This is a genomic window from Paenibacillus catalpae (assembly GCF_900112695.1).
In the GTDB taxonomy this organism is placed as follows: domain Bacteria; phylum Bacillota; class Bacilli; order Paenibacillales; family Paenibacillaceae; genus Pristimantibacillus; species Pristimantibacillus catalpae.
Genome location: NZ_FOMT01000002.1, coordinates 1216669 through 1235835, shown reverse-complemented (window position 1 = coordinate 1235835; position 19167 = coordinate 1216669). Strand labels below are relative to the sequence as shown.

16 protein-coding genes are annotated in these 19167 nt (G+C 50.3%); all 16 read right to left on the bottom strand.

Annotated elements, in window-relative coordinates; translation table 11 throughout:
• Positions 1 to 13: 13 nt before the first annotated feature.
• The 16 genes from hemL to tig all read right to left on the bottom strand — a co-directional run bounded on the left by hemL (position 14) and on the right by tig (position 19147).
• Complete coding sequence (gene hemL / locus BM200_RS13165; protein WP_091185943.1) at positions 14 to 1315, bottom strand: glutamate-1-semialdehyde 2,1-aminomutase; 1302 nt, start codon at positions 1313 to 1315, stop codon at positions 14 to 16.
• A gap of 6 nt (positions 1316 to 1321) precedes the next feature.
• Entirely contained in the window at positions 1322 to 2317 is a 996-nt protein-coding gene (gene hemB / locus BM200_RS13160) for a porphobilinogen synthase (protein ID WP_091185942.1), read from the bottom strand.
• A gap of 50 nt (positions 2318 to 2367) precedes the next feature.
• Positions 2368 to 3933 carry a uroporphyrinogen-III C-methyltransferase gene (cobA, locus tag BM200_RS13155; RefSeq protein ID WP_091185939.1) on the bottom strand — a complete coding sequence of 522 codons (1566 nt, stop codon included), beginning with the start codon at positions 3931 to 3933 and terminating at the stop codon, positions 2368 to 2370.
• Positions 3930 to 4910, bottom strand: coding sequence for a hydroxymethylbilane synthase (gene hemC, locus BM200_RS13150; RefSeq protein ID WP_091185937.1), 981 nt, complete (start codon positions 4908 to 4910; stop codon positions 3930 to 3932). Before hemC ends, cobA begins: the two co-directional genes overlap by 4 nt.
• A 16-nt stretch (positions 4911 to 4926) precedes the next feature.
• Positions 4927 to 5565 (bottom strand): precorrin-2 dehydrogenase/sirohydrochlorin ferrochelatase family protein, encoded by a 639-nt coding sequence (locus BM200_RS13145; RefSeq protein ID WP_175532849.1) that lies wholly within the window; start codon positions 5563 to 5565, stop codon positions 4927 to 4929.
• Positions 5566 to 5580: 15 nt separating this feature from the next.
• A complete protein-coding gene (ccsA, locus tag BM200_RS13140) occupies positions 5581 to 6396 on the bottom strand; it encodes a cytochrome c biogenesis protein CcsA (RefSeq protein ID WP_091185931.1) in 816 nt (271 codons plus the stop codon).
• A 46-nt stretch (positions 6397 to 6442) separates the two neighbouring features.
• Positions 6443 to 7813 carry a glutamyl-tRNA reductase gene (gene hemA / locus BM200_RS13135; protein WP_091185929.1) on the bottom strand — a complete coding sequence of 457 codons (1371 nt, stop codon included), beginning with the start codon at positions 7811 to 7813 and terminating at the stop codon, positions 6443 to 6445.
• A 193-nt stretch (positions 7814 to 8006) separates the two neighbouring features.
• Entirely contained in the window at positions 8007 to 8405 is a 399-nt protein-coding gene (gene speD, locus BM200_RS13130; protein ID WP_091185927.1) for an adenosylmethionine decarboxylase, read from the bottom strand.
• Between the two features lie 374 nt (positions 8406 to 8779).
• A complete protein-coding gene (locus BM200_RS13125; protein ID WP_091185925.1) occupies positions 8780 to 9370 on the bottom strand; it encodes a non-ribosomal peptide synthetase module in 591 nt (196 codons plus the stop codon).
• A gap of 181 nt (positions 9371 to 9551) precedes the next feature.
• Positions 9552 to 10157, bottom strand: coding sequence for a ribosome biogenesis GTP-binding protein YihA/YsxC (gene yihA / locus BM200_RS13120; protein ID WP_091185923.1), 606 nt, complete (start codon positions 10155 to 10157; stop codon positions 9552 to 9554).
• Entirely contained in the window at positions 10154 to 12649 is a 2496-nt protein-coding gene (gene lon / locus BM200_RS13115; RefSeq protein WP_091185920.1) for an endopeptidase La, read from the bottom strand. The genes yihA and lon overlap by 4 nt, the downstream gene beginning before the upstream one ends.
• 36 nt (positions 12650 to 12685) lie before the next feature.
• Positions 12686 to 14389 carry an ATP-dependent protease LonB gene (lonB, locus tag BM200_RS13110; protein ID WP_091185919.1) on the bottom strand — a complete coding sequence of 568 codons (1704 nt, stop codon included), beginning with the start codon at positions 14387 to 14389 and terminating at the stop codon, positions 12686 to 12688.
• Positions 14390 to 14553: 164 nt separating this feature from the next.
• Positions 14554 to 15663 carry a flavodoxin-dependent (E)-4-hydroxy-3-methylbut-2-enyl-diphosphate synthase gene (gene ispG / locus BM200_RS13105; RefSeq protein ID WP_091185917.1) on the bottom strand — a complete coding sequence of 370 codons (1110 nt, stop codon included), beginning with the start codon at positions 15661 to 15663 and terminating at the stop codon, positions 14554 to 14556.
• Between the two features lie 90 nt (positions 15664 to 15753).
• Positions 15754 to 17010: an ATP-dependent protease ATP-binding subunit ClpX gene (clpX, locus tag BM200_RS13100; RefSeq protein ID WP_091185915.1), complete on the bottom strand. Its 1257-nt coding sequence runs from the start codon at positions 17008 to 17010 to the stop codon at positions 15754 to 15756.
• 24 nt (positions 17011 to 17034) lie between these two features.
• Positions 17035 to 17622, bottom strand: coding sequence for an ATP-dependent Clp endopeptidase proteolytic subunit ClpP (clpP, locus tag BM200_RS13095; RefSeq protein WP_091185913.1), 588 nt, complete (start codon positions 17620 to 17622; stop codon positions 17035 to 17037).
• A 220-nt stretch (positions 17623 to 17842) separates the two neighbouring features.
• Positions 17843 to 19147, bottom strand: coding sequence for a trigger factor (tig, locus tag BM200_RS13090; protein ID WP_091185911.1), 1305 nt, complete (start codon positions 19145 to 19147; stop codon positions 17843 to 17845).
• Positions 19148 to 19167 lie beyond the last annotated feature (20 nt).

The following is a 19167-nucleotide window of genomic DNA, read 5'->3' as shown; positions in this document are numbered from 1 at the left end:
TAACTTCTCGTTCTTACAAGCTGCCAAGTGCTTGATCATGCACAGCAATCGTGGCATCAATATCCCCATCCGAATGGACGGCGGATACGAACATCCCCTCAAATTGCGATGGAGCGATGCTTACGCCAAGATCGAGCATAGCAGAGAAGTAGGTTTTGAACTGTTCAAGATTGGATGTTTTAGCTGTCTCGAAGTTAATGACATGCGTCTCCGTAAAGAACGGACACACCATTGAACCAACGCGGTTAATCGTAGCTGCAATGCCGTGCTTAGCCGTATTTTTCTCAAAACCAAGCTGCAGTCTAACCGCCTGACGTTCCAGAAGCTCATACGTTTCTTTCGTCAGCAGCTTCAGCGTTGTATAACCCGCCGCCATCGCAAGCGGATTGCCGGACAACGTACCCGCCTGATAAATCGGCCCGCTGGGAGCGATCATTTCCATGATCTCGCGTTTGCCGCCATAAGCCCCGACAGGTAGACCGCCGCCGATGACTTTACCGAAGCAGGTCAGATCCGGCGTGACACCGTACAGACCTTGCGCGCAGTTGTAATGGACGCGGAAGCCGGTCATCACTTCATCGAAGATCAGCAGGCTGCCGTATTGCTCCGTCAGCTCTCGCAGCCCCTCCAGGAAGCCTGGCAGCGGAGGGACAACGCCCATATTGCCCGCTACAGGTTCAACAATGATGCAGGCAATCTCCTCACCATACTTCTCGAAAGCCAGCTTTGCCGATTCCAGATCATTGTAAGGCACGGTAATCGTTTGGGAAGCGACGCCTTCCGGTACTCCGGGACTATCCGGCAGGCCAAGCGTTGCTACACCGGAACCGGCTTTAATAAGCAGGCTGTCGGCATGACCATGATAGGAGCCTTCAAATTTCAAAATTTTACTCCGTTTCGTATAGCCGCGGGCAAGACGAAGCGCACTCATTGTCGCTTCCGTACCGGAGTTAACCATACGGACAATATCCACGGAAGGAACTCGTTCCACAACCAGCTCAGCCATCAACGTCTCCAGCTCAGTTGGCGCACCAAAGCTTGTTCCTTTTTCTGCTGTTTTCTTGATTGCTTCGATAACTTCGGGATGGGCGTGCCCCATAATAAGAGGTCCCCAGGAGCCGACATAATCAATATAGCTGTTGCCATCGATATCATAGACTCGGCTTCCTTTGCCGTGGTCCATATATACCGGGTTCAAACCTACCGATTTGAAAGCACGTACCGGGCTGTTCACGCCGCCTGGAAGCACCTGCTTCGCACGGGCAAAAGCCTCTCTTGAACGGTCATCACGTCTGTTGCCAATCGATTTGCTCATCTGACGTTACTCTCCTCTCAGCCAGCGCGAAGCATCCTTCGCATGATAGGTAATGATTAGGTCTGCCCCCGCGCGCTTCATGCTGATCAGCTTCTCGAGCACGATCGCGCGCTCATCGATCCAGCCATTGGCTGCAGCGGCTTTGACCATCGCATATTCACCGCTTACGTTGTAAGCCACAATCGGCAGATCGAAGCTGTCACGCAGCTGGCGAACAATATCCAGATAAGACAGTGCCGGCTTGACCATCAGCATATCAGCGCCCTCAAAGACATCGGAGTCTGCTTCTCTCAAAGCTTCCCGAGCGTTCGCAGGGTCCATTTGGTATGTTTTGCGGTCGCCGAACTGCGGCGCTGACTTCGCTGCATCGCGGAAAGGTCCGTAGAAAGCGGACGCATATTTGACGGAATACGACAATATCGGAACATGACTAAAGCCTGCTTCATCAAGCCCCTCGCGGATGGCAGACACAAAGCCGTCCATCATGTTGGAAGGAGCAATGACGTCAGCGCCCGCTTCCGCTTGGGAAATTGCCGTGCGAACAAGCAGGGTCAGCGACGGATCATTGTCCACAACAGCTGCTCCCGTCACTTCATCCAGATGCACCATGCCGCAATGGCCGTGGTCGGTAAATTGGCATAAACATGTATCTGCCATGACAATCAGCTCAGGAGCCCACTTTTTGATCAGTCGTGTAGCTTCCTGAACAATACCGTTTGGATCATAAGCCGAAGTTCCTTCCGCATCCTTATGGTCAGGCAGACCAAACAGCATAATCGACTGAATGCCAAGCGAAGCGATCTCGCGGATTTCCGCTTCCAGAAGATCAAGGGAGAAGCGGTATACGCCCGGCATCGAGCTGATCTCTTCCTTAATGTTGGTGCCGTATTTGACATAGATCGGATATATAAAATCATTCGTTGTCAGTACCGTTTCGCGCACCAGGTTACGCATGGATGCCGATTGGCGTAATCTGCGGTGTCTCACAATGGGAAATGCCATATCAATTCCTCCTTCAATCTCGCTACCGATGGTTATGCAATAATTCCTGATTATGATGAATGATGATCAGCATTGCGTTTGGTCATTTGATGCTGAACAAGCGATTCCATAAGCGCCTCAATCGTGGCTTCCTTCGGCTCAATGGTTACCGCAAGCCCCGCTTCCTCAGCGGTCTTCGAAGTTACCGGGCCAATACTTGCGATATCGATTCCGGCCAAATGTGCAGCAGGATCCTCTATCCCCTTCTTCCGGAGCAGCTCAAGCAAATTCGTAACCGTTGAGGAGCTGGTGAACGTAATCGCATGAATCTCCCGATTACGAATCCACTCCAGCGCCTGCTCATCCTGCGAGTCTGCAAGCACCGTCTCGTATACATCCAGCTCGACGGGCAGCAGTCCCTTGGCCAACAGCTCGCGCGGCAGAATTTCGCGTGCAAGATCCCCCCGCGGCAGAAGCACCTTCTCTCCCGGCTTCAGCTCTTCTTCCAGCTGTTCCAGCAGACCTTCTGCATGGAACTTGGCCGGCAGCTGGTCGGCCATAAGACCACGCTTACGCAGGGCCTCGGCGGTCCGAGGACCAACAGCTGCGATACGCGCAGCATGGAACCGACGAATATCCACGTTAAACCGTTCCAACCAGGCAAAGAAATACTCTACACCGTTAACACTAGTAAACATCAACCAGCTGTAAGTCTCCGCTTCCGCAAGAGCAGCGCGGATGGCTTGGACAGCAGCCTCATCTTTCGGCTCCCGCATTTCAATAACAGGCAGCTCACAAGGCTCTCCGCCAAGCTCCTCTATCCGGTCTGCCAGATCGCTTGCCTGCGCTCTGGCCCGTGTCACAAGCACACGCACGCCAAATAACGGCTTTTGCTCATACCATTTCAGCTTATCGCGCTGCAGCACGACTTCGCCCACAACAATAACGGCAGGCGGCTGGAAGTTGGCCTCCTTTACAATCCGCTCAATCGACTCCAATGTACCTACGATCGTTTGCTGTTCTACGCGGGTACCCCAGCGAACCAGAGCAACCGGCGTATCGGCAGGCTTGCCGTGACGGATCAACTGCTCGGCAATATAACCGATCTTGGCTACACCCATCAGGAAGATAAGCGTACCTGTTGCATTGGTCACCTTGTCCCAATGGATGGAGCGATCGAGCTTATCCGGGCTCTCATGCCCCGTGATGATAGATAATGACGAAGCCAGGTCACGGTGGGTAACCGGTATTCCTGCGTAAGCAGGAACCGCAATAGCTGATGTAATACCCGGAACAATCTCAAAGGTAATGCCATTCTCCTGCAACAGCTCCGCTTCTTCACCAACACGGCCGAATATCGTCGGGTCTCCGCCTTTCAGCCTCGTTACCGCGTGACCTTCCAAAGCCAGATCAACCAGCAGCTGGTTGATCTCTTCCTGCTTCATCGTATGGCGGTCAGGCAGCTTTCCTACATAGATTTTGCGGGCGCCTTCCTTCATATGACGCAGAAGCCTCGGGCTGGCCAAGCGGTCGTAGACGACCACATCACTCCGCTTCAGGCATTCCAGCCCGCGCACCGTGATCAGCTTCGGATCTCCCGGTCCAGCGCCTACCAGATAGACAACTCCTTTATTCATACGTTATCCCCGATTTCTGCCAAAATGCGATCTGCACCTCTGGCTACCAATGCAGCAGCAACATCACGGCCTAGCTGCTCAGGATCGGTTCCTTTACGGATTTCCTTCAACATAACTTCTCCATCGGGAGAGCCGACCATTCCTGTCAGCTCCAGTTCTGCATCATCGAAGCTGTCCTCCGCCTTCTTCTGCACAACGGCAAATGCGCCGATCGGAATCTGGCAGCCGCCGTTCAGCGCACCGAGGAAGCTTCTCTCCGCTCTAACAGCAAGCGAGGTTTCCGTATCATTAAACAGATCAAGAAGCTCGCGAACTCCAGCATCTTCCCTGCGGCACTCAATGCCAAGCGCACCTTGTCCAACCGCCGGGATAGACAGGTCAACCGGGATAAACGCCGAGATCCGGTCCTGCCAGCCCATACGGGTCAGGCCGGCAGCCGCAAGGACAACCGCGTCAAAGCCTTCTGTCTCAAGCTTCCGGATCCGTGAATCAATATTACCGCGTATGGAATCAAGCTGAAGGTCCGGACGCATATTTTTCAGTTGGCTGGAGCGGCGCAAGCTGCTTGTCCCGACACGTGCTCCTTCCCGCAGATCATCAAGCGATGTGCCCTCTTTCATAATGAGGCAGTCGCGGGGATCAACCCGCTTAGGGGTAGCGCCGTTCATCAGTCCTTCTGGCAGCTCATAAGGCATATCCTTCATGCTGTGAACCGCCATGTCGATCTCGCCGTCCAGAAGCGCCTGCTCGATTTCTTTCACGAACAAGCCTTTGCCTCCAACCTTGGATAAAGTAACATCAAGAATGCGGTCGCCCTTCGTCACAATTTTCCGAATTTCGAAATGGTAATCAAACCCATGCTTCTCGCTGATTCGTTTCAATTCATCAATGACTTGTCCGGTTTGCGTCAAAGCAAGTGCGCTTTGACGTGTCCCTACCACGATTGTACGCGGTTCATTATTAGCAGCTCCCACCATTGTCATCCTCCCGTTGTCAATCCTCAAGCCGTTTTGCTCGAAGCCGTTCTACCCAAGCTGTTATTTCGATCTCTGCTCCTGACTGGAGCGGCACCTCATCGGCAGCAAGACTGAGCAGTGCTTCACGCTCACTTTGCTCCAAGACGGCAGTCTTCATATAATCACGCAGCCTTCGAAGCTGCTCCACACTATACTTATATTCTTCACCGAATTGCTGCTTCAGTTCCCGCTTCAGCCTGATCGATAATGCTGGACTTGCCCCGGTTGCGGATACGGCAATCAGCAGATCTCCCCGCCGTACAACCGCCGGATTTAGAAAACCTCTTCCCGCTGACTCATCAACCGTATTGACCCATGCGCCAGCGCGCCTGCCATCATCTGCGATATGGCGGTTAAGCTCAATATCATCCGTTGCGGCAAACAGCAGGCGGGCACCTTCAGCGTCTGAAGGCTGATAAGTCCGGCATTGCCACTGAAGGGAGCCGTCTGCAACAAGCTTCTGCAGCGGCAGCGTAATCTGCGGGCTAATGAGAAGTACATCATCCGCCCCTGCCTCGAGCAGGCCTTGGACCTTACGTTCGGCAATCCGACCGCCGCCAATGATAACACAGCGTTCGCCGCGAAGCTGAAGCATTACCGGATAGTAACCGTTCATCCGCATCCCCTTCTTCTAGTGAAACGTCGACAAATAACTGGATAACAGATTAATGATCAACATAACAAAGGCAATCAGATGGAGTCTTGCCAGCTGCGTACCCGGACGTCTCAGCATTGCCCTTTGAATAATATAATTGACATAAAAAATCAAGGTTGCAAACGAGCTCAGCACCTTCCAGTCCAGCATCAGCTGCGGCCGGCCTTCTGCCAATAACACGGTTACCGCAACCGACAAGGACATCGCAAGCAGCGGCACACCGATAATAATTGCCCGGTCAGAGAACCTTTCAATCCTATCCAGGCTTGGCAATCTTCTCGTGAAAGGAGTCCACCTCTTCCCTTTCAGCTGTTTGTGCAGGAATAAGTACATCCCCGCGAAGATTGAACCAATCGTAAGAGATGCATAAGCGCATAAAACGAGACTAATATGTACAAGAAGCAAGTCACGCATCGCCTGCGAAACGCCAAACTGCTCCTCCATTCCCGGACGGCTGTACAAGTTAAGCGCAAGTACAGAGAAGCTTATTATATTGACAAGAAAGACTAGAAACTCAATCTTGAAAAACTGGCTGATGACCAGCGAGATCGTGACTAATAGCCAAGAGAAGCCAAGCCAATACTCAAACGAGGAGATTGCTGTCGCCTCGAAATGAGTGACGAGCCGGGTTACCAGGATAACGGTTTGCAATATCCATACAAAAATAAGGAGCCCTGTTCCAATCCGCTTCGCTCTCCGGTTCGCATCCATGAAATCGGAGAAGTAAAACAGAAGGCTCAGGGCGTAAATATAAAGTATCGCGTCGTAAAGCCACTTTTGCGTTAAAAACATAAGCTTCCACCTTGCCGCCCTTCGCGATTATTCGGGTAGCGCGCTATTATCGAAGGATGGACGCCAGTGCCGAAGTCGCCTGACGTGAAGGCATGGTTTTCTTTTTCGCCTCAGCCGCGGTGTTTGCTTCAGCTTGTTTCGACTGGTCCAGCTCATCTTCAAGCGCAAACAACTTAACGAACATATCCATTGCTTCTTCGGAATGCTTATCCCCGGCCATCTCTTTAATCCGAAGGATAGGGTCTTGCATCATCTGGTTCACAATGCTCTTCGTCAGCTTGCGAATGACCTTTAGCTCATGCTCTTCCAGATCAGGCAGCTTGTTTGTCAGGCTGTTAAGCGTTTCTTCATGAATTTGGGCAGCCTTTGTCTGCAAGGCACGGATTAAAGGCACAACGCCTAACGTCTTGTACCATTGTTCGTATTGATCTACCTCTTGTTCTATCATCGTTTCGATCTTCTCCGCTTCCTTCCGGCGCTGCTCGAGATTGCTCGCAACAATGCCTTCCAAATCGTCAATGTCGTATAGGAATACGTTCTCGACCGCGGCTATACCCGGATCCAGGTCGCGCGGAACAGCGATATCGATCATAAACAAAGGTTTCGACTTCCGGCGTTTCATAGCCTCTGCAACCGATTGTCGGTTAAGAACATAACCATCGGCTCCTGTCGAGCTGATGACAATGTCGGCTTCATGAAGCTTGGTTGCCGCGTCTTCCATCGAGCAGGCAATACCGTTAAACTTCTCCGCCAGCTGTGCCGCCCGATCATACGTCCGGTTCACGACGATTACACGGTCGGCACCGTTCGCATACAGATGCTTTGCCGTCAATTCGCCGGTCTCGCCTGCCCCAATGACCATAACCGTCTTCTTGCTGAACTGGCCGAAAATCCGTTTGCCAAGCTCAACAGCCGCATAACTTACCGACACGGCCGATTCTCCAATGGTTGTTTCCGAATGGGCACGCTTGGCCATCGTAACAGCTTGCTTGAACAGCATGTTAAATAATGTCCCTGTCATCTTCTGCTGCTGCGCAAGCGCAAAGGCATCCTTCACTTGTCCGAGTATTTGCGTCTCGCCGATTACCATGGAATCAAGACCGCTTGTCACCCGGAATAAGTGCTCAATCGCCTTGTCATCTTCATACATATATAAATGACTCGTGAACTGCTGTCTAGGCAGCTTAAACCATTGCTCCATAAAGCTACGGATATAATGTCCGCATAAATGGTGTCTGTCCACTACCGCATACAGCTCCGTACGATTGCAGGTCGCAACAATGACACATTCCATTATGCTGCTTGTGTTCATTAGTTGTTTGAGCGCTTCCGGCAATTCTTTCTCTGCTACAGCAAACCGTTCTCTTACTTCTACGGGAGCTGTCCGATAGTTCAAACCGACTACGATAATGTGCATGCGCGATCACCTGCCTTTCTTCTAATTAACTTTAGAATGATTATAACATAGTTCGACAAGTCGTACGGCTTCATATTAGCTTCATTTATGAATAATGTTTGAAAACCCTCTTTGCCATTATTCCCTGTTTATACAAAGAAAATAACCATGGACCGAGGTCTATGGTTATCTCTATATCTTCTCAATTAGGAGCTTAAACAAGCTCAACTTGTTGCATTTTCGGTTCTTCTACCTTCAGCTCGCCCATACCGCGAATAAGCTTCTTAGCATGAGTAGTTGTTGGTTTCAATACAGCGATCATGTAGTCGATTGCAAGCTGTGGATCCACGGTTTCACCGCAAGTGTAGCAGTCGAGAGCGGCAAATCCTTTCTCAGGATACGTATGAATCGAGAGATGACTCTCCGACAGCAATACAAGCACTGTTGCTCCTTGAGGCTCAAATTGTTTCGATTGCACCGATAATACAGTAGCGCCGCATGCTTCAGCAGCCTCCACCATTTGGGCTTGCAAAAATTCAGCGTTGTTCAGCAGATCAAAATCTACTCCCCAAGTATCAACAGCAACGTGTCTTCCGAAAGTTGAATATTCCATCTTCCGGTTCCCCCTTCCTAGGAATAAAATGTTTAAAAAAATTTCATCCGCTAGGACCTACGTCATTCACTTCCCGAGGGAATAATCTCTCGCAACATAACCATGTCCTGAGTGAATCCTGGTTCCTATTTTGTTTAGACCAATGTTTTCAACGAGATTAAAAATAACATCTATTGGGGAGAATTGCAACTCTTTTTTTTCAGGAGAAACGAAAAGTGATTTCCACTGCAATCCCGTATACAACGTATGTAGGAGAAGCGGTTTAGGTGCCTTACACGACGTCCATTCCAATGTCATTTTTTTATGAACATTTATGAATAAATATAAAAAAAGAAGCCGCGGTCAGCGGCCCCTCTAAGTATCAATGATGACGGTCAGGCTTCCAGAACAAAAAGCTTCCGGGTTAACATCGCCAGTCTTTCGTCGATGCCCGTGATTTGCAGGCGATCCTTCGTTTGATTGCGCAGGTCAAGCAGTTCATTAATCGCGTTGTTGACCAGCTCGATTTCGCGTTCAATCAAGCGGCTCCGGAACACACGCTCCAATTGTCCGACCGTATCCTTGTATTCGAATACGACCCGTGTGCCTGACGATGTGCTTTCAACGATTTTGCGGACGCTGCCGTTTGTATAATGATAGATCATCGTATAATGGCTGTAGATACGATTAACAACCGCGTCTCCATGGAAAGCTGTTACGGCTTTGCGCATGGCGTTGGTCAGCTTGGGGTGAATCAGGCGGCAAGAGAGTTCACATACATAGTGGTCCTGCTGACGTTCAAACGTCAGTGTGACCTCTTCCTTCCCTGCTACGTCTTCGAGAACCAGCTCCTGGTTTCCGTTTTCGAGGACCTTCACATTCATGCAAACCTGCTGGTCATCAAAAAACCGGATAAATTGCTTCATCTCATCGCTCGTCAAATGCAGTTTGGCACTTACATACTCTGTGGCTAGCCGCTGAGCCATAAAAATCTCCTCAATTCTTTAAACTTGCGCTTTTGTTCTTAATGTCTAAGTATATTATACGTGATCAGAGCTTTTTATTCCTGCCGTCCAGCCTCGATATTCTCGCATATTTCTGAAAAATCCCGTAGATTTCACGAGTAAAGCTGTATTTCTTGCTGTATCCTCTGCATTATAGAGGAAGTTATTGATCTATCTCCGTTATGTGCCCAATCGCACCATTAATGACCTCCCAAAGCTTCTCGCGTCCAAGCCCTGTCTCTGAAGAAAACATGACCAATGAATCGCGCGGATCTGCCTCAAGCGTCTCCTTGATAACCTTTACATGCTTGTCCCACTTGCTTTTCGGGATTTTATCCGCTTTGGTGCAAACAATGCAGGTCGGTACGTTATAATGCTTCAGCCAATGATACATGAGCACGTCATCTTTTGATGGAGCATGGCGCATATCGATAACCAGAAGTTGCAATTTCAGTTCCTTACGGTCACGAATATAAGTTTCGATCATTTGACCGAACAGCTCACGCTGCGTTTTTGATACTTTTGCATATCCATAGCCGGGAAAATCGACAAAATAGACCATGTCATTCACGCGATAATAGTTAAGCTGCTGCGTCTTACCGGGCTGCGAGCTTGTTCTTGCCAGGTTTTTCCTTAAAATCAATTTGTTAATGAGCGACGATTTGCCGACATTGGAACGCCCTGCCAGAGCTATCTCTGGCAAGGCGTCAACTGGATATTGCGAAGGTCTTACTGCGCTTATAATAAATTCTGATTGTGTAATTTTCATCCGATTGCTGTTCCTGCTTTCTCTTCTGTGTTGACCGGCAGCAGTGCGTGCTGCAGTACTTCGTCCATATGGCTGACGGGAACAAAGGTCATTTCACTGCGTATGCTGTCCGGAATATCGCTTATATCGCGTTCATTATCCTTTGGCAGGAGTACCTTCCGGATGCCTGCACGGTGTGCGGCCAGCGACTTTTCCTTGAGCCCGCCGATTGGAAGCACGCGCCCGCGGAGCGTTATCTCTCCGGTCATCGCCACTTCCTTCGATACGTAGCGGTTCGTCAAAGCGGAGATCAGCGCAGTCGCCATTGTTATGCCGGCCGATGGTCCGTCTTTTGGAATCGCGCCTTCAGGAATATGAATATGGATATCCTTATTCACATGGAACTCAGGATCAATTCCAAGCTCAAGCGCCTTGGACCGGGTATAGCTGAATGCCGCCTGGGCCGATTCCTTCATGACATCGCCCAGCTTGCCGGTCAGAGTCAGCTTGCCGGTGCCCGGCATGACCGTCACTTCAATCACAAGCGTGTCGCCGCCTACTTCCGTCCAGGCGAGTCCCGTAACAGCTCCAATCTGATTCTCCACCTCAGCCGTGCCATGACGGAATTTCGCAGGTCCAAGCCATTCCTTCAGCAGTTCCGGCGTAACGGTCACGATCGTCGCAGGAGCTGCTGCTTCGGCCTTTTCCTCTTCCGCATCCGAACCAAAGGCCGCCTCGAGCGTATTCAGCTCAGGCGCCTCGTAAGGCGTAGCTGCAATGTCTCCGCTTGTTTCTTCCTTGCTGCCCGGGCTCGGCTTCGCGCCGGCAGCTACAATATGCTTCGCAGCCTTCCGGCAAAGCGCGGCAATCTGCTGCTCCAGGTTCCGCACGCCGGACTCACGCGTATATTCGCGGATCAGCTGAAGCACCACTTCGTCCTCAAGGGCAAGCTGATCTTCGGTCAAGCCATGCTCCTTGCGCTGCTTCGGCAAAAGATACCGCTCGGCGATCTGCTGCTTCTCAAGTTCCGTGTATCCCGGAATGTACAGCACTTCCATCCGGTCCAGCAGCGGCCGCGGAATGTTGTGCATCGAATTCGCGGTTGTTACGAACATCACGTTGGACAAATCAAACGGCACTTCAATGAAGTGGTCGCTGAACGTATTATTTTGCTCCGGATCAAGCACCTCAAGCAAAGCCGACGAAGGATCGCCGCGGAAATCGCTGGCCATCTTATCGATCTCGTCGAGCAGGAAGACCGGATTATAAGAACCCGCGGTCTTCATTCCCTGAATGATTCGTCCCGGCATGGCGCCGACATACGTCCGGCGGTGACCGCGGATTTCGGCTTCATCACGAACGCCGCCAAGGGAGATTCGTACAAACTTGCGGTCTAACGATTTGGCGATCGAGCGGGCAAGGGAAGTCTTGCCGACACCCGGAGGTCCAACCAGACACAGAATCGGCCCCTTCATCTTCTTCACCAGCTGCTGTACCGCCAAATATTCAAGCACACGCTCCTTCGGCTTCTCAAGGCCGTAGTGATCGTTGTTCAGGATCTCCTCCGCCTTGCTTAAGGAAAGATCATCTTCCGTATGCTTGCTCCACGGCAGTGCTAATAACCAATCAATATAATTGCGGATAACGCCGCCCTCGGCGGAAGTCGCAGGCATTTTCTCCAGACGGTCAATTTCCTTCTCGACCTTCTCTTTCACGAGATCAGGTACTCCCGCTTCAGCCAGTTGATTACGAAGCTCTTCGACTTCGCCAGCGCGGCCTTCCTTCTCGCCAAGCTCCTTCTGGATCGCTTTCATCTGCTCGCGCAAATAATATTCCTTCTGCGTCTTCTCCATCTGCTTCTTGACGCGTTGGTTAATTTTGCGTTCGAGCTCCAGCACTTCACGCTCGTTATTCAGAATATCAAGCAGTCGTTCGAGCCGTTCCCGGACATCAATCGTTTCCAGAATATCCTGCTTATCTTTGATCTTCAGCGATAAGTGGCTCGTAATGACGTCTGCCAGCCTGCCAGGCTCATCGATATCCGATACGGCAGCAAGTGTCTCCGGCGTTACTTTCTTCGAAAGCGAAATATAATGCTCAAACTGGCTGAGCACCGACCGCATAAGGGCATCCACTTCCGGATCTTCGGTCTCCGGCTCAGGAAGTTCGAGCACCGTTACCTCGTAGAACTGATCGTTTGGCACATAATCCACAATCTCGGCTCTTACAACACCTTCAACCAGCACACGGATTGTACCGTTTGGCAGCTTCAGCATCTGTCTTACCTTCGCAATGGTGCCGACGCGGTAAATATCGTCTTCTGTAGGGTCTTCAATATTGACTTCGGATTGCGAGCACAGAAGAATCATGTGATCATCGATCATTGATTTCTCCAGTGCCCGTACCGATTTGTCTCTTCCCACATCAAGGTGGAGCACCATGCTGGGATATACAAGCAGCCCCCTTAAAGGAAGCAGGGGAAGCCGCCGGCCTTTCGTTTTTCCGGATCCCACACCAGCACCTCCAATTGTTTCGAATACCCTATTTTATCATTCCACGGAATCCGCCTGCAAATAGGGAACCCCCGTAGCGATAAAAAGATCTGTTCCGACATGGTTTTCAACCTCTGCAACAACCGTTTCGCCAATTGGAAAGACATACCTGAACACTTCATCAACCCGGTCTACCGGGATGACTTTCAGTCCTTCCAGGTCCGCAAAAATCGCCTGCCAGTTCTCCCGCGGGATAATAACCGTATCCGCACCAGCCTGGAACGCAGCCTCTACCTTGGCAAGCACGCCGCCAACCGGCTTCACATTGCCGTGAATGCCAACCTCGCCTGTCATTGCCAGCTTATTGTCGATCGGCACCTCTTTAATTGCGGAGGCAATGGCCGTCGCCATAGCAATCCCCGCAGACGGGCCATCGATTGGCGTACCGCCCGGGAAATTAATATGCAGGTCATAGTCATTCGGATTCAGCCCGTAACGGCGAAGCATCGTCAGCACGTTTTCTACAGAACCCTTCGCCATACTTTTCCGTCTAAGTGTCCGAGAGCCGCCTCCCAGCTCTTCCTCGTCTACTACACCGGTAATCGTATATTGCCCTTTGCCAGCGGCCGCAGGAATCGCACTGACTTCGATTTCCAGCAGGGTTCCCATATTAGGCCCGTATACAGCCAGACCGTTTACAAAGCCAATTTGAGGCGCCTCCGGCACTTTACGGTCAGGACGCGGCGGGATTTGACTGCTGTTCACAACCCATTCCACATCCGCCCCCGTAATGGCATCACGCTTCTCAGACAAAGCAATACCCGCAGCAAGCTGAATAACATTAACCGCCTCGCGTCCGTTCGTCGCATATTTCTTCACGACATCAACGGCATCCGGGCATGAACCAAAACCAATCTTCTTAATCGCATTCTCCGCAATCGAAGCAATCTCGCTGGCCAAAAGCGGGCGGAAATAAATTTCCATGCAACGCGAGCGGATTGCCGGAGGCAGATCCTGAGGCGAACGTGTTGTTGCTCCAACCAAACGGAAGTCTGCAGGCAGACCGTTCTGGAATATATCGTGGATATAGACAGGGATATTTGCATCCTCCGAATTATAATAGGCACTCTCCAGAAATACTTTGCGGTCTTCCAGTACTTTTAAAAGCTTATTCATTTGAATCGGATGCAATTCACCGATTTCGTCGATAAACAGGATCCCGCCATGTGCCTTCGTAACCGCACCCGGCTTCGGCTGAGGAATGCCTGCTACCCCCATAGCCCCTGCTCCTTGATAAATCGGATCATGAACGGAACCAATCAGCGGATCGGCAATCCCCCGTTCGTCAAAACGGGCTGTTGTCGCATCAATTTCAGTGAATTTCGCTTCCGTCAGGAACGGTGAAGAAGGATTCTTCTTGGCCTCCTCCAATACAACACGTGCAGCCGCCGTCTTACCGACGCCCGGCGGTCCGTAAATAATGACATGCTGCGGGTTAGCGCTGCACAGCGCCGCCTTCAGCGCGCGCAGGCCGTCTGTTTGGCCCACAATGTCCTGCATAGCCTGCGGACGTGTTTTCTCCGCCAAGGGCTTCGTCAGCGAGATGGAACGAAGCTTGCGCAGCTTATCCATCTCCTTGCGTGATTCCCGATCGACCGCCGAGCGGTTCGTCTTCTGATTACGCAGCAAATTCCAAAAATATAAGCCAATAACCACAGCAAAAAAAACTTGGATCAGCATCAATACCATACTTAAACTCATTAATATCTTCTCCTCTCGAAGCAAACTATTCCGGCAAAAGAGTACGTAATTGGTAGTATTGCCCCTTGCCGCAGGGAATAATCGCTTTCAGAAGAAAAAAGAGGCATTCTAAAACAACCAACAGAAAAGGTTGCTTCGAAATGCCTCTTTTGTATCATGATAGATTATGCATGCGCATGATTACTGCGTCCCGGAATTTCGCCAGTCGCTTCAAACACGCGGACGATCTCGTCGATTTCTTTCTTCAGCTCATTCAAGAGCTCCGCTTCCGGCACTTTACGGATCATCTCTCCATAACGGAACAGCAAGCCTTCGCCACGTGCGCCGGCAATACCGATATCCGCCTCGCGTGCCTCGCCCGGACCGTTAACCGCGCAGCCAAGAACAGAAACCTTAATCGGTACTTTAACCTTCGAGATATACTCTTCCACTTCGTTGGCGATCGAGAACAGATCGATATCCAGACGTCCGCAAGTCGGACAAGAGATAAGGGTTGCCGCGTTCGTAATCAGACCAAAGGTCTTAAGCAGTTCGCGGGCGACCTTCACTTCCTCAACCGGGTCAGCACTTAGGCTGATACGCACGGTGTTGCCGATTCCGAGGGCAAGCAAAGCGCCAATACCTGCTGAGCTTTTGATGGTACCCGAATGAAGCGTACCTGCTTCCGTGATACCCAGATGCAGCGGATACTTGATTTTCTCCGCAGCCATGCTGTAGGCCGCAATTGCCATCGGTACATCGGAAGCCTTCAGAGAGACGATAATATCGTGGAAATCCAGCTCCTCCAGAATACCGATATGGAAGAGCGCACTCTCCACCATGGCTTCAGGCGTAGGATAACCGTATTTCTCCAGCAGATGATTCTCAAGCGAGCCGGCGTTAACGCCGATCCGGATTGGAATACCCCTTTCCTTGCAGGCCTTCACGACAGCTTCAACCTTCTCCCGGCGGCCGATATTGCCCGGATTAATCCGGACTTTATCGATGCCGTTCTCAATTGCAGCAAGAGCAAGGCGATAGTCGAAATGAATATCAGCAACAAGCGGAATGTTAATCCGCTTCTTAATTTCCTTGATCGCATCAGCCGCTTCCTTATTGTTAACGGTAACCCGTACAATCTGGCAGCCTGCCTCTTCCAGACGCAAAATCTCGGCTACTGTAGCCTCTACATCAGCCGTCTTCGTTGTACACATACTCTGAATAATGACCTCATTGCTGCCGCCAATCGTTAAATTGCCGACTTTGACCGGTACAGTATCCTTGCGCAAATACATAAAATGATCTCTCCCATGAACGTCAAATTCCACCCTCTGACAAGCGAAACTATCCGCGGCCAAAGGGTGGAAGCGATGACGGTATTGAACTTAGGCGCTTTCTTCCTTCTTCTTGCCCTTCTTGGCAGTAAGCTCCGGCATGATTTTGTCTTTTACGTTATTTTCCGTAATGAGACAAGTATTCACGTCGTCGCGCGAAGGGACTTCGTACATCACTTCAAGCATAATGCCCTCGATAATGGCACGCAAGCCGCGGGCGCCCGTGTTCCGTTTAATCGCTTCTTTCGCGATTGCTTCCAGAGCAGCCGGTTCAAAGTCCAGCTTCACGTTATCCATCTCAAGCAGCTTCTGGTATTGCTTCACCAAAGCATTCTTCGGTTCGGACAGAATACGCATCAGGGCATCTTCATCAAGCGGCTCCAAAGTCGAAATAACCGGCAAACGGCCAACGAACTCTGGAATGAGGCCGAATTTCAGCAAGTCTTCAGGCAGAACCATAGACAAATATTCGCCAGGTTTCAGATCCTTTTGAACCTCGCCAGTCGAGCTGAATCCGATCACCTTTTTGCCGATACGGCGTTTGATCAGCGATTCCAAGCCGTCGAATGCACCGCCGCAAATGAACAAAATGTTTGTTGTATCGATTTGAATAAACTCCTGGTGCGGATGCTTGCGGCCGCCTTGCGGTGGCACGGAAGCGACCGTTCCTTCGAGAATTTTAAGCAGCGCTTGCTGAACACCTTCGCCGGATACATCGCGTGTAATCGACGGGTTCTCAGATTTACGAGCCACTTTATCAATCTCATCGATATAGATAATGCCGCGTTCGGCTTTCTCTACATCATAGTCTGCAGCCTGAATCAGCTTCAGCAAAATGTTCTCTACGTCTTCACCGACATAGCCGGCTTCCGTCAGCGAGGTTGCATCGGCAATCGCAAACGGTACGTTAAGGATTTTTGCCATCGTTTGAGCAAGCAGCGTTTTACCCGAGCCTGTAGGGCCTACGAGCAGGATGTTACTTTTTTGAAGCTCAACGTCTTCAATCTTGCTTTGCGAATTGATCCGTTTGTAATGGTTATAAACCGCAACAGAAAGAGATTTTTTCGCAAATTCTTGTCCGATAACGTACGAATCGAGAATAGCGCGAATATCCTTTGGTTTCGGAATATCCTTCAGATCAAGCTCTTCTTCATGCCCAAGTTCCTCTTCCACGATTTCCGTGCAGAGCTCGATGCATTCATCGCATATATAAACGCCAGGACCAGCAACCAGTTTGCGTACTTGTTCCTGGGATTTTCCGCAGAACGAGCATTTCAGTTGGCCCTTCTCATCATTGAATTTAAACATGCTATCACCCCTTCGATTAAATCCTTACGATACCGGAGTTGTTATTACTCTGTCAATCAAACCATAATTCAGCGCTTCTTCGGCGCTCATGAAATTATCGCGGTCGGTATCGCGGTCGATTTTTTCGTAAGGTTGACCGGTACGCTCCACATAGATTTGATTAAGTTTTTGCTTCGTCTTCAAAATCCAGTCGGCGTGGATCTTAATATCCGACGCCTGGCCGCGAACGCCGCCGAGCGGCTGATGAATCATCACTTCCGCGTTCGGAAGAGCGAAACGCTTGCCTTTTGCACCGGCTGTAAGAAGGAGCGAGCCCATGCTTGCTGCCATGCCCATACAAATCGTAGAGACATCGGGCTTAATATATTGCATTGTATCATAAATGCCCATGCCGGCCGTTACAGAACCGCCTGGGGAATTTATGTACAAATGAATGTCTTTCTCCGGATCGTCGGCCGCCAGAAAAAGCAGCTGTGCGATAACTGAGTTTGCTACATCATCATCGATAGCGCTCCCGAGAAAAATGATTCTGTCCTTGAGCAAGCGCGAGTAAATATCGTAAGATCTTTCTCCCCGATTCGTTTGTTCAACTACGATAGGTACCAGATTCATGCGACCAACCTCTTTTCTTTTTATGACTTTATGTTCACATTTCTTATTGTATCACGTCAAATGATCAATGTCATTTTTCCGGGTACTACAGTATACGGTGAGCAGCGCTCGATATGTACTGAAGATCTTCTTCAGGTCAAACTCATTCATTATGTAGGGTGAAAAGAAGGCACGTATCTGACGATGACGTGCCTTTCCTTCCAATTTATTCAATTAACTATTATGCTCCAGCAACTTCAGCTGTTTTGCTGTTTTCAACGAGGAATTCAATCGTTTTGCGAAGCTCGATATCTTCTTTCAAGCTGTCAAACTGACCGTTTTTCTCGAAGATCTCACGAAGCTCAGCCGCAGGGCGGTTGTAAGCTTTCGACAGCGATTCGAGTTCTTCGTTCACGTCTTCTTCGGAAATCTGAATGTTTTCCGCTTTCGCGATTGCATTCAGAACAAGGTTGTTGCGAACGCGTTTCTCTGCATCGCCTTGCATTTGCTCGCGCAGTACGGCTTCGCTTTGACCCGAGAATTGATAGTACAGGTCCATGTTCATGCCTTGCGAACGAAGACGGTTCTCGAAATCGCGGAGCATAAAGTCAACTTCAGTAGCGATCATTGGCTGTGGAACTTCTACTTCAGCAGCTTCAGCCGCTTTTTCGATTACAGCGTTTTGCAGGTTACGTTCTGCTTCGCCCTCTTTGCTTTCTTTCAGCTTGGAGACAAGATCCTGCTTGTACTCTTCAAGAGTGTCGAATTCGCTGATATCTTTCGCGAACTCATCGTCAAGAGCCGGCAGGTTTTTACGTTTGATTTCATGCAGTTTCACTTTGAACACAGCTGGTTTACCAGCCAGGTTCTCAGCATGGTAGGATTCAGGGAATGTTACTTCGACATCCTTGAAGTCGCCTGTTTGCATGCCAACAACTTGATCTTCAAAGCCAGGGATGAACGAGCCGGAACCCAGTTCAAGGGAATAGTTCTCTGCTTTGCCGCCGTCGAATGCTTCGCCGTCTACATAACCGTCAAAGTCAAGTACAGCGATATCGCCGTTTTGAGCAGGACCTTCTTCAACTACAGTCAGCTCAGCATGGCGTTGTTGCAGACGCTCCAGTTCAGCGTTAACTTCTTCGTCGCTTACTGTCGCTTCAAAGGAAGGAATTTCCAGGCCTTTGTATTCGCCAAGAGTTACTTCCGGGCGAACGATAACTTTAGCTTTGAATTTGAACGTTTGGCCTTTAGCGAATTGTTCAACATCGATTTCAGGACGGTCAACAGGACGTTGCTCCGTAACCTTAACGGCTTCTTCGTAAGCTTGCGGCAGCAGGATGTCAATGGCATCCTGGTACAGGCTTTCCACGCCGAAACGGGATTCGAACATTCCGCGAGGCACTTTGCCTTTACGGAAGCCAGGTACGTTTACCTTTTGCACGACTTTCTTAAATGCTTGATCAAGTGCTGCAGCGACTTTCTCAGCATCAACCTCAACGTCGATCGAGACGAGGTTCTTGTCTATTTTTTCCCAAGTTGCTTTCATTTTATGCTTTCCCCTCCAAA

Excerpts from the sequence above, each read along its gene's own strand:
- hemL (WP_091185943.1), bottom strand. The coding sequence starts at position 1,315 with ATGAGCAAATCGATTGGCAACAGACGTGATGACCGTTCAAGAGAGGCT.
- hemB (WP_091185942.1), bottom strand. The coding sequence starts at position 2,317 with ATGGCATTTCCCATTGTGAGACACCGCAGATTACGCCAATCGGCATCC.
- cobA (WP_091185939.1), bottom strand. The coding sequence starts at position 3,933 with ATGAATAAAGGAGTTGTCTATCTGGTAGGCGCTGGACCGGGAGATCCG.
- hemC (WP_091185937.1), bottom strand. The coding sequence starts at position 4,910 with ATGGTGGGAGCTGCTAATAATGAACCGCGTACAATCGTGGTAGGGACA.
- BM200_RS13145 (WP_175532849.1), bottom strand. The coding sequence starts at position 5,565 with ATGAACGGTTACTATCCGGTAATGCTTCAGCTTCGCGGCGAACGCTGT.
- ccsA (WP_091185931.1), bottom strand. The coding sequence starts at position 6,396 with ATGTTTTTAACGCAAAAGTGGCTTTACGACGCGATACTTTATATTTAC.
- hemA (WP_091185929.1), bottom strand. The coding sequence starts at position 7,813 with ATGCACATTATCGTAGTCGGTTTGAACTATCGGACAGCTCCCGTAGAA.
- speD (WP_091185927.1), bottom strand. The coding sequence starts at position 8,405 with ATGGAATATTCAACTTTCGGAAGACACGTTGCTGTTGATACTTGGGGA.
- BM200_RS13125 (WP_091185925.1), bottom strand. The coding sequence starts at position 9,370 with ATGGCTCAGCGGCTAGCCACAGAGTATGTAAGTGCCAAACTGCATTTG.
- yihA (WP_091185923.1), bottom strand. The coding sequence starts at position 10,157 with ATGAAAATTACACAATCAGAATTTATTATAAGCGCAGTAAGACCTTCG.
- lonB (WP_091185919.1), bottom strand. The coding sequence starts at position 14,389 with ATGAGTTTAAGTATGGTATTGATGCTGATCCAAGTTTTTTTTGCTGTG.
- ispG (WP_091185917.1), bottom strand. The coding sequence starts at position 15,663 with ATGTATTTGCGCAAGGATACTGTACCGGTCAAAGTCGGCAATTTAACG.
- clpX (WP_091185915.1), bottom strand. The coding sequence starts at position 17,010 with ATGTTTAAATTCAATGATGAGAAGGGCCAACTGAAATGCTCGTTCTGC.
- clpP (WP_091185913.1), bottom strand. The coding sequence starts at position 17,622 with ATGAATCTGGTACCTATCGTAGTTGAACAAACGAATCGGGGAGAAAGA.
- tig (WP_091185911.1), bottom strand. The coding sequence starts at position 19,147 with ATGAAAGCAACTTGGGAAAAAATAGACAAGAACCTCGTCTCGATCGAC.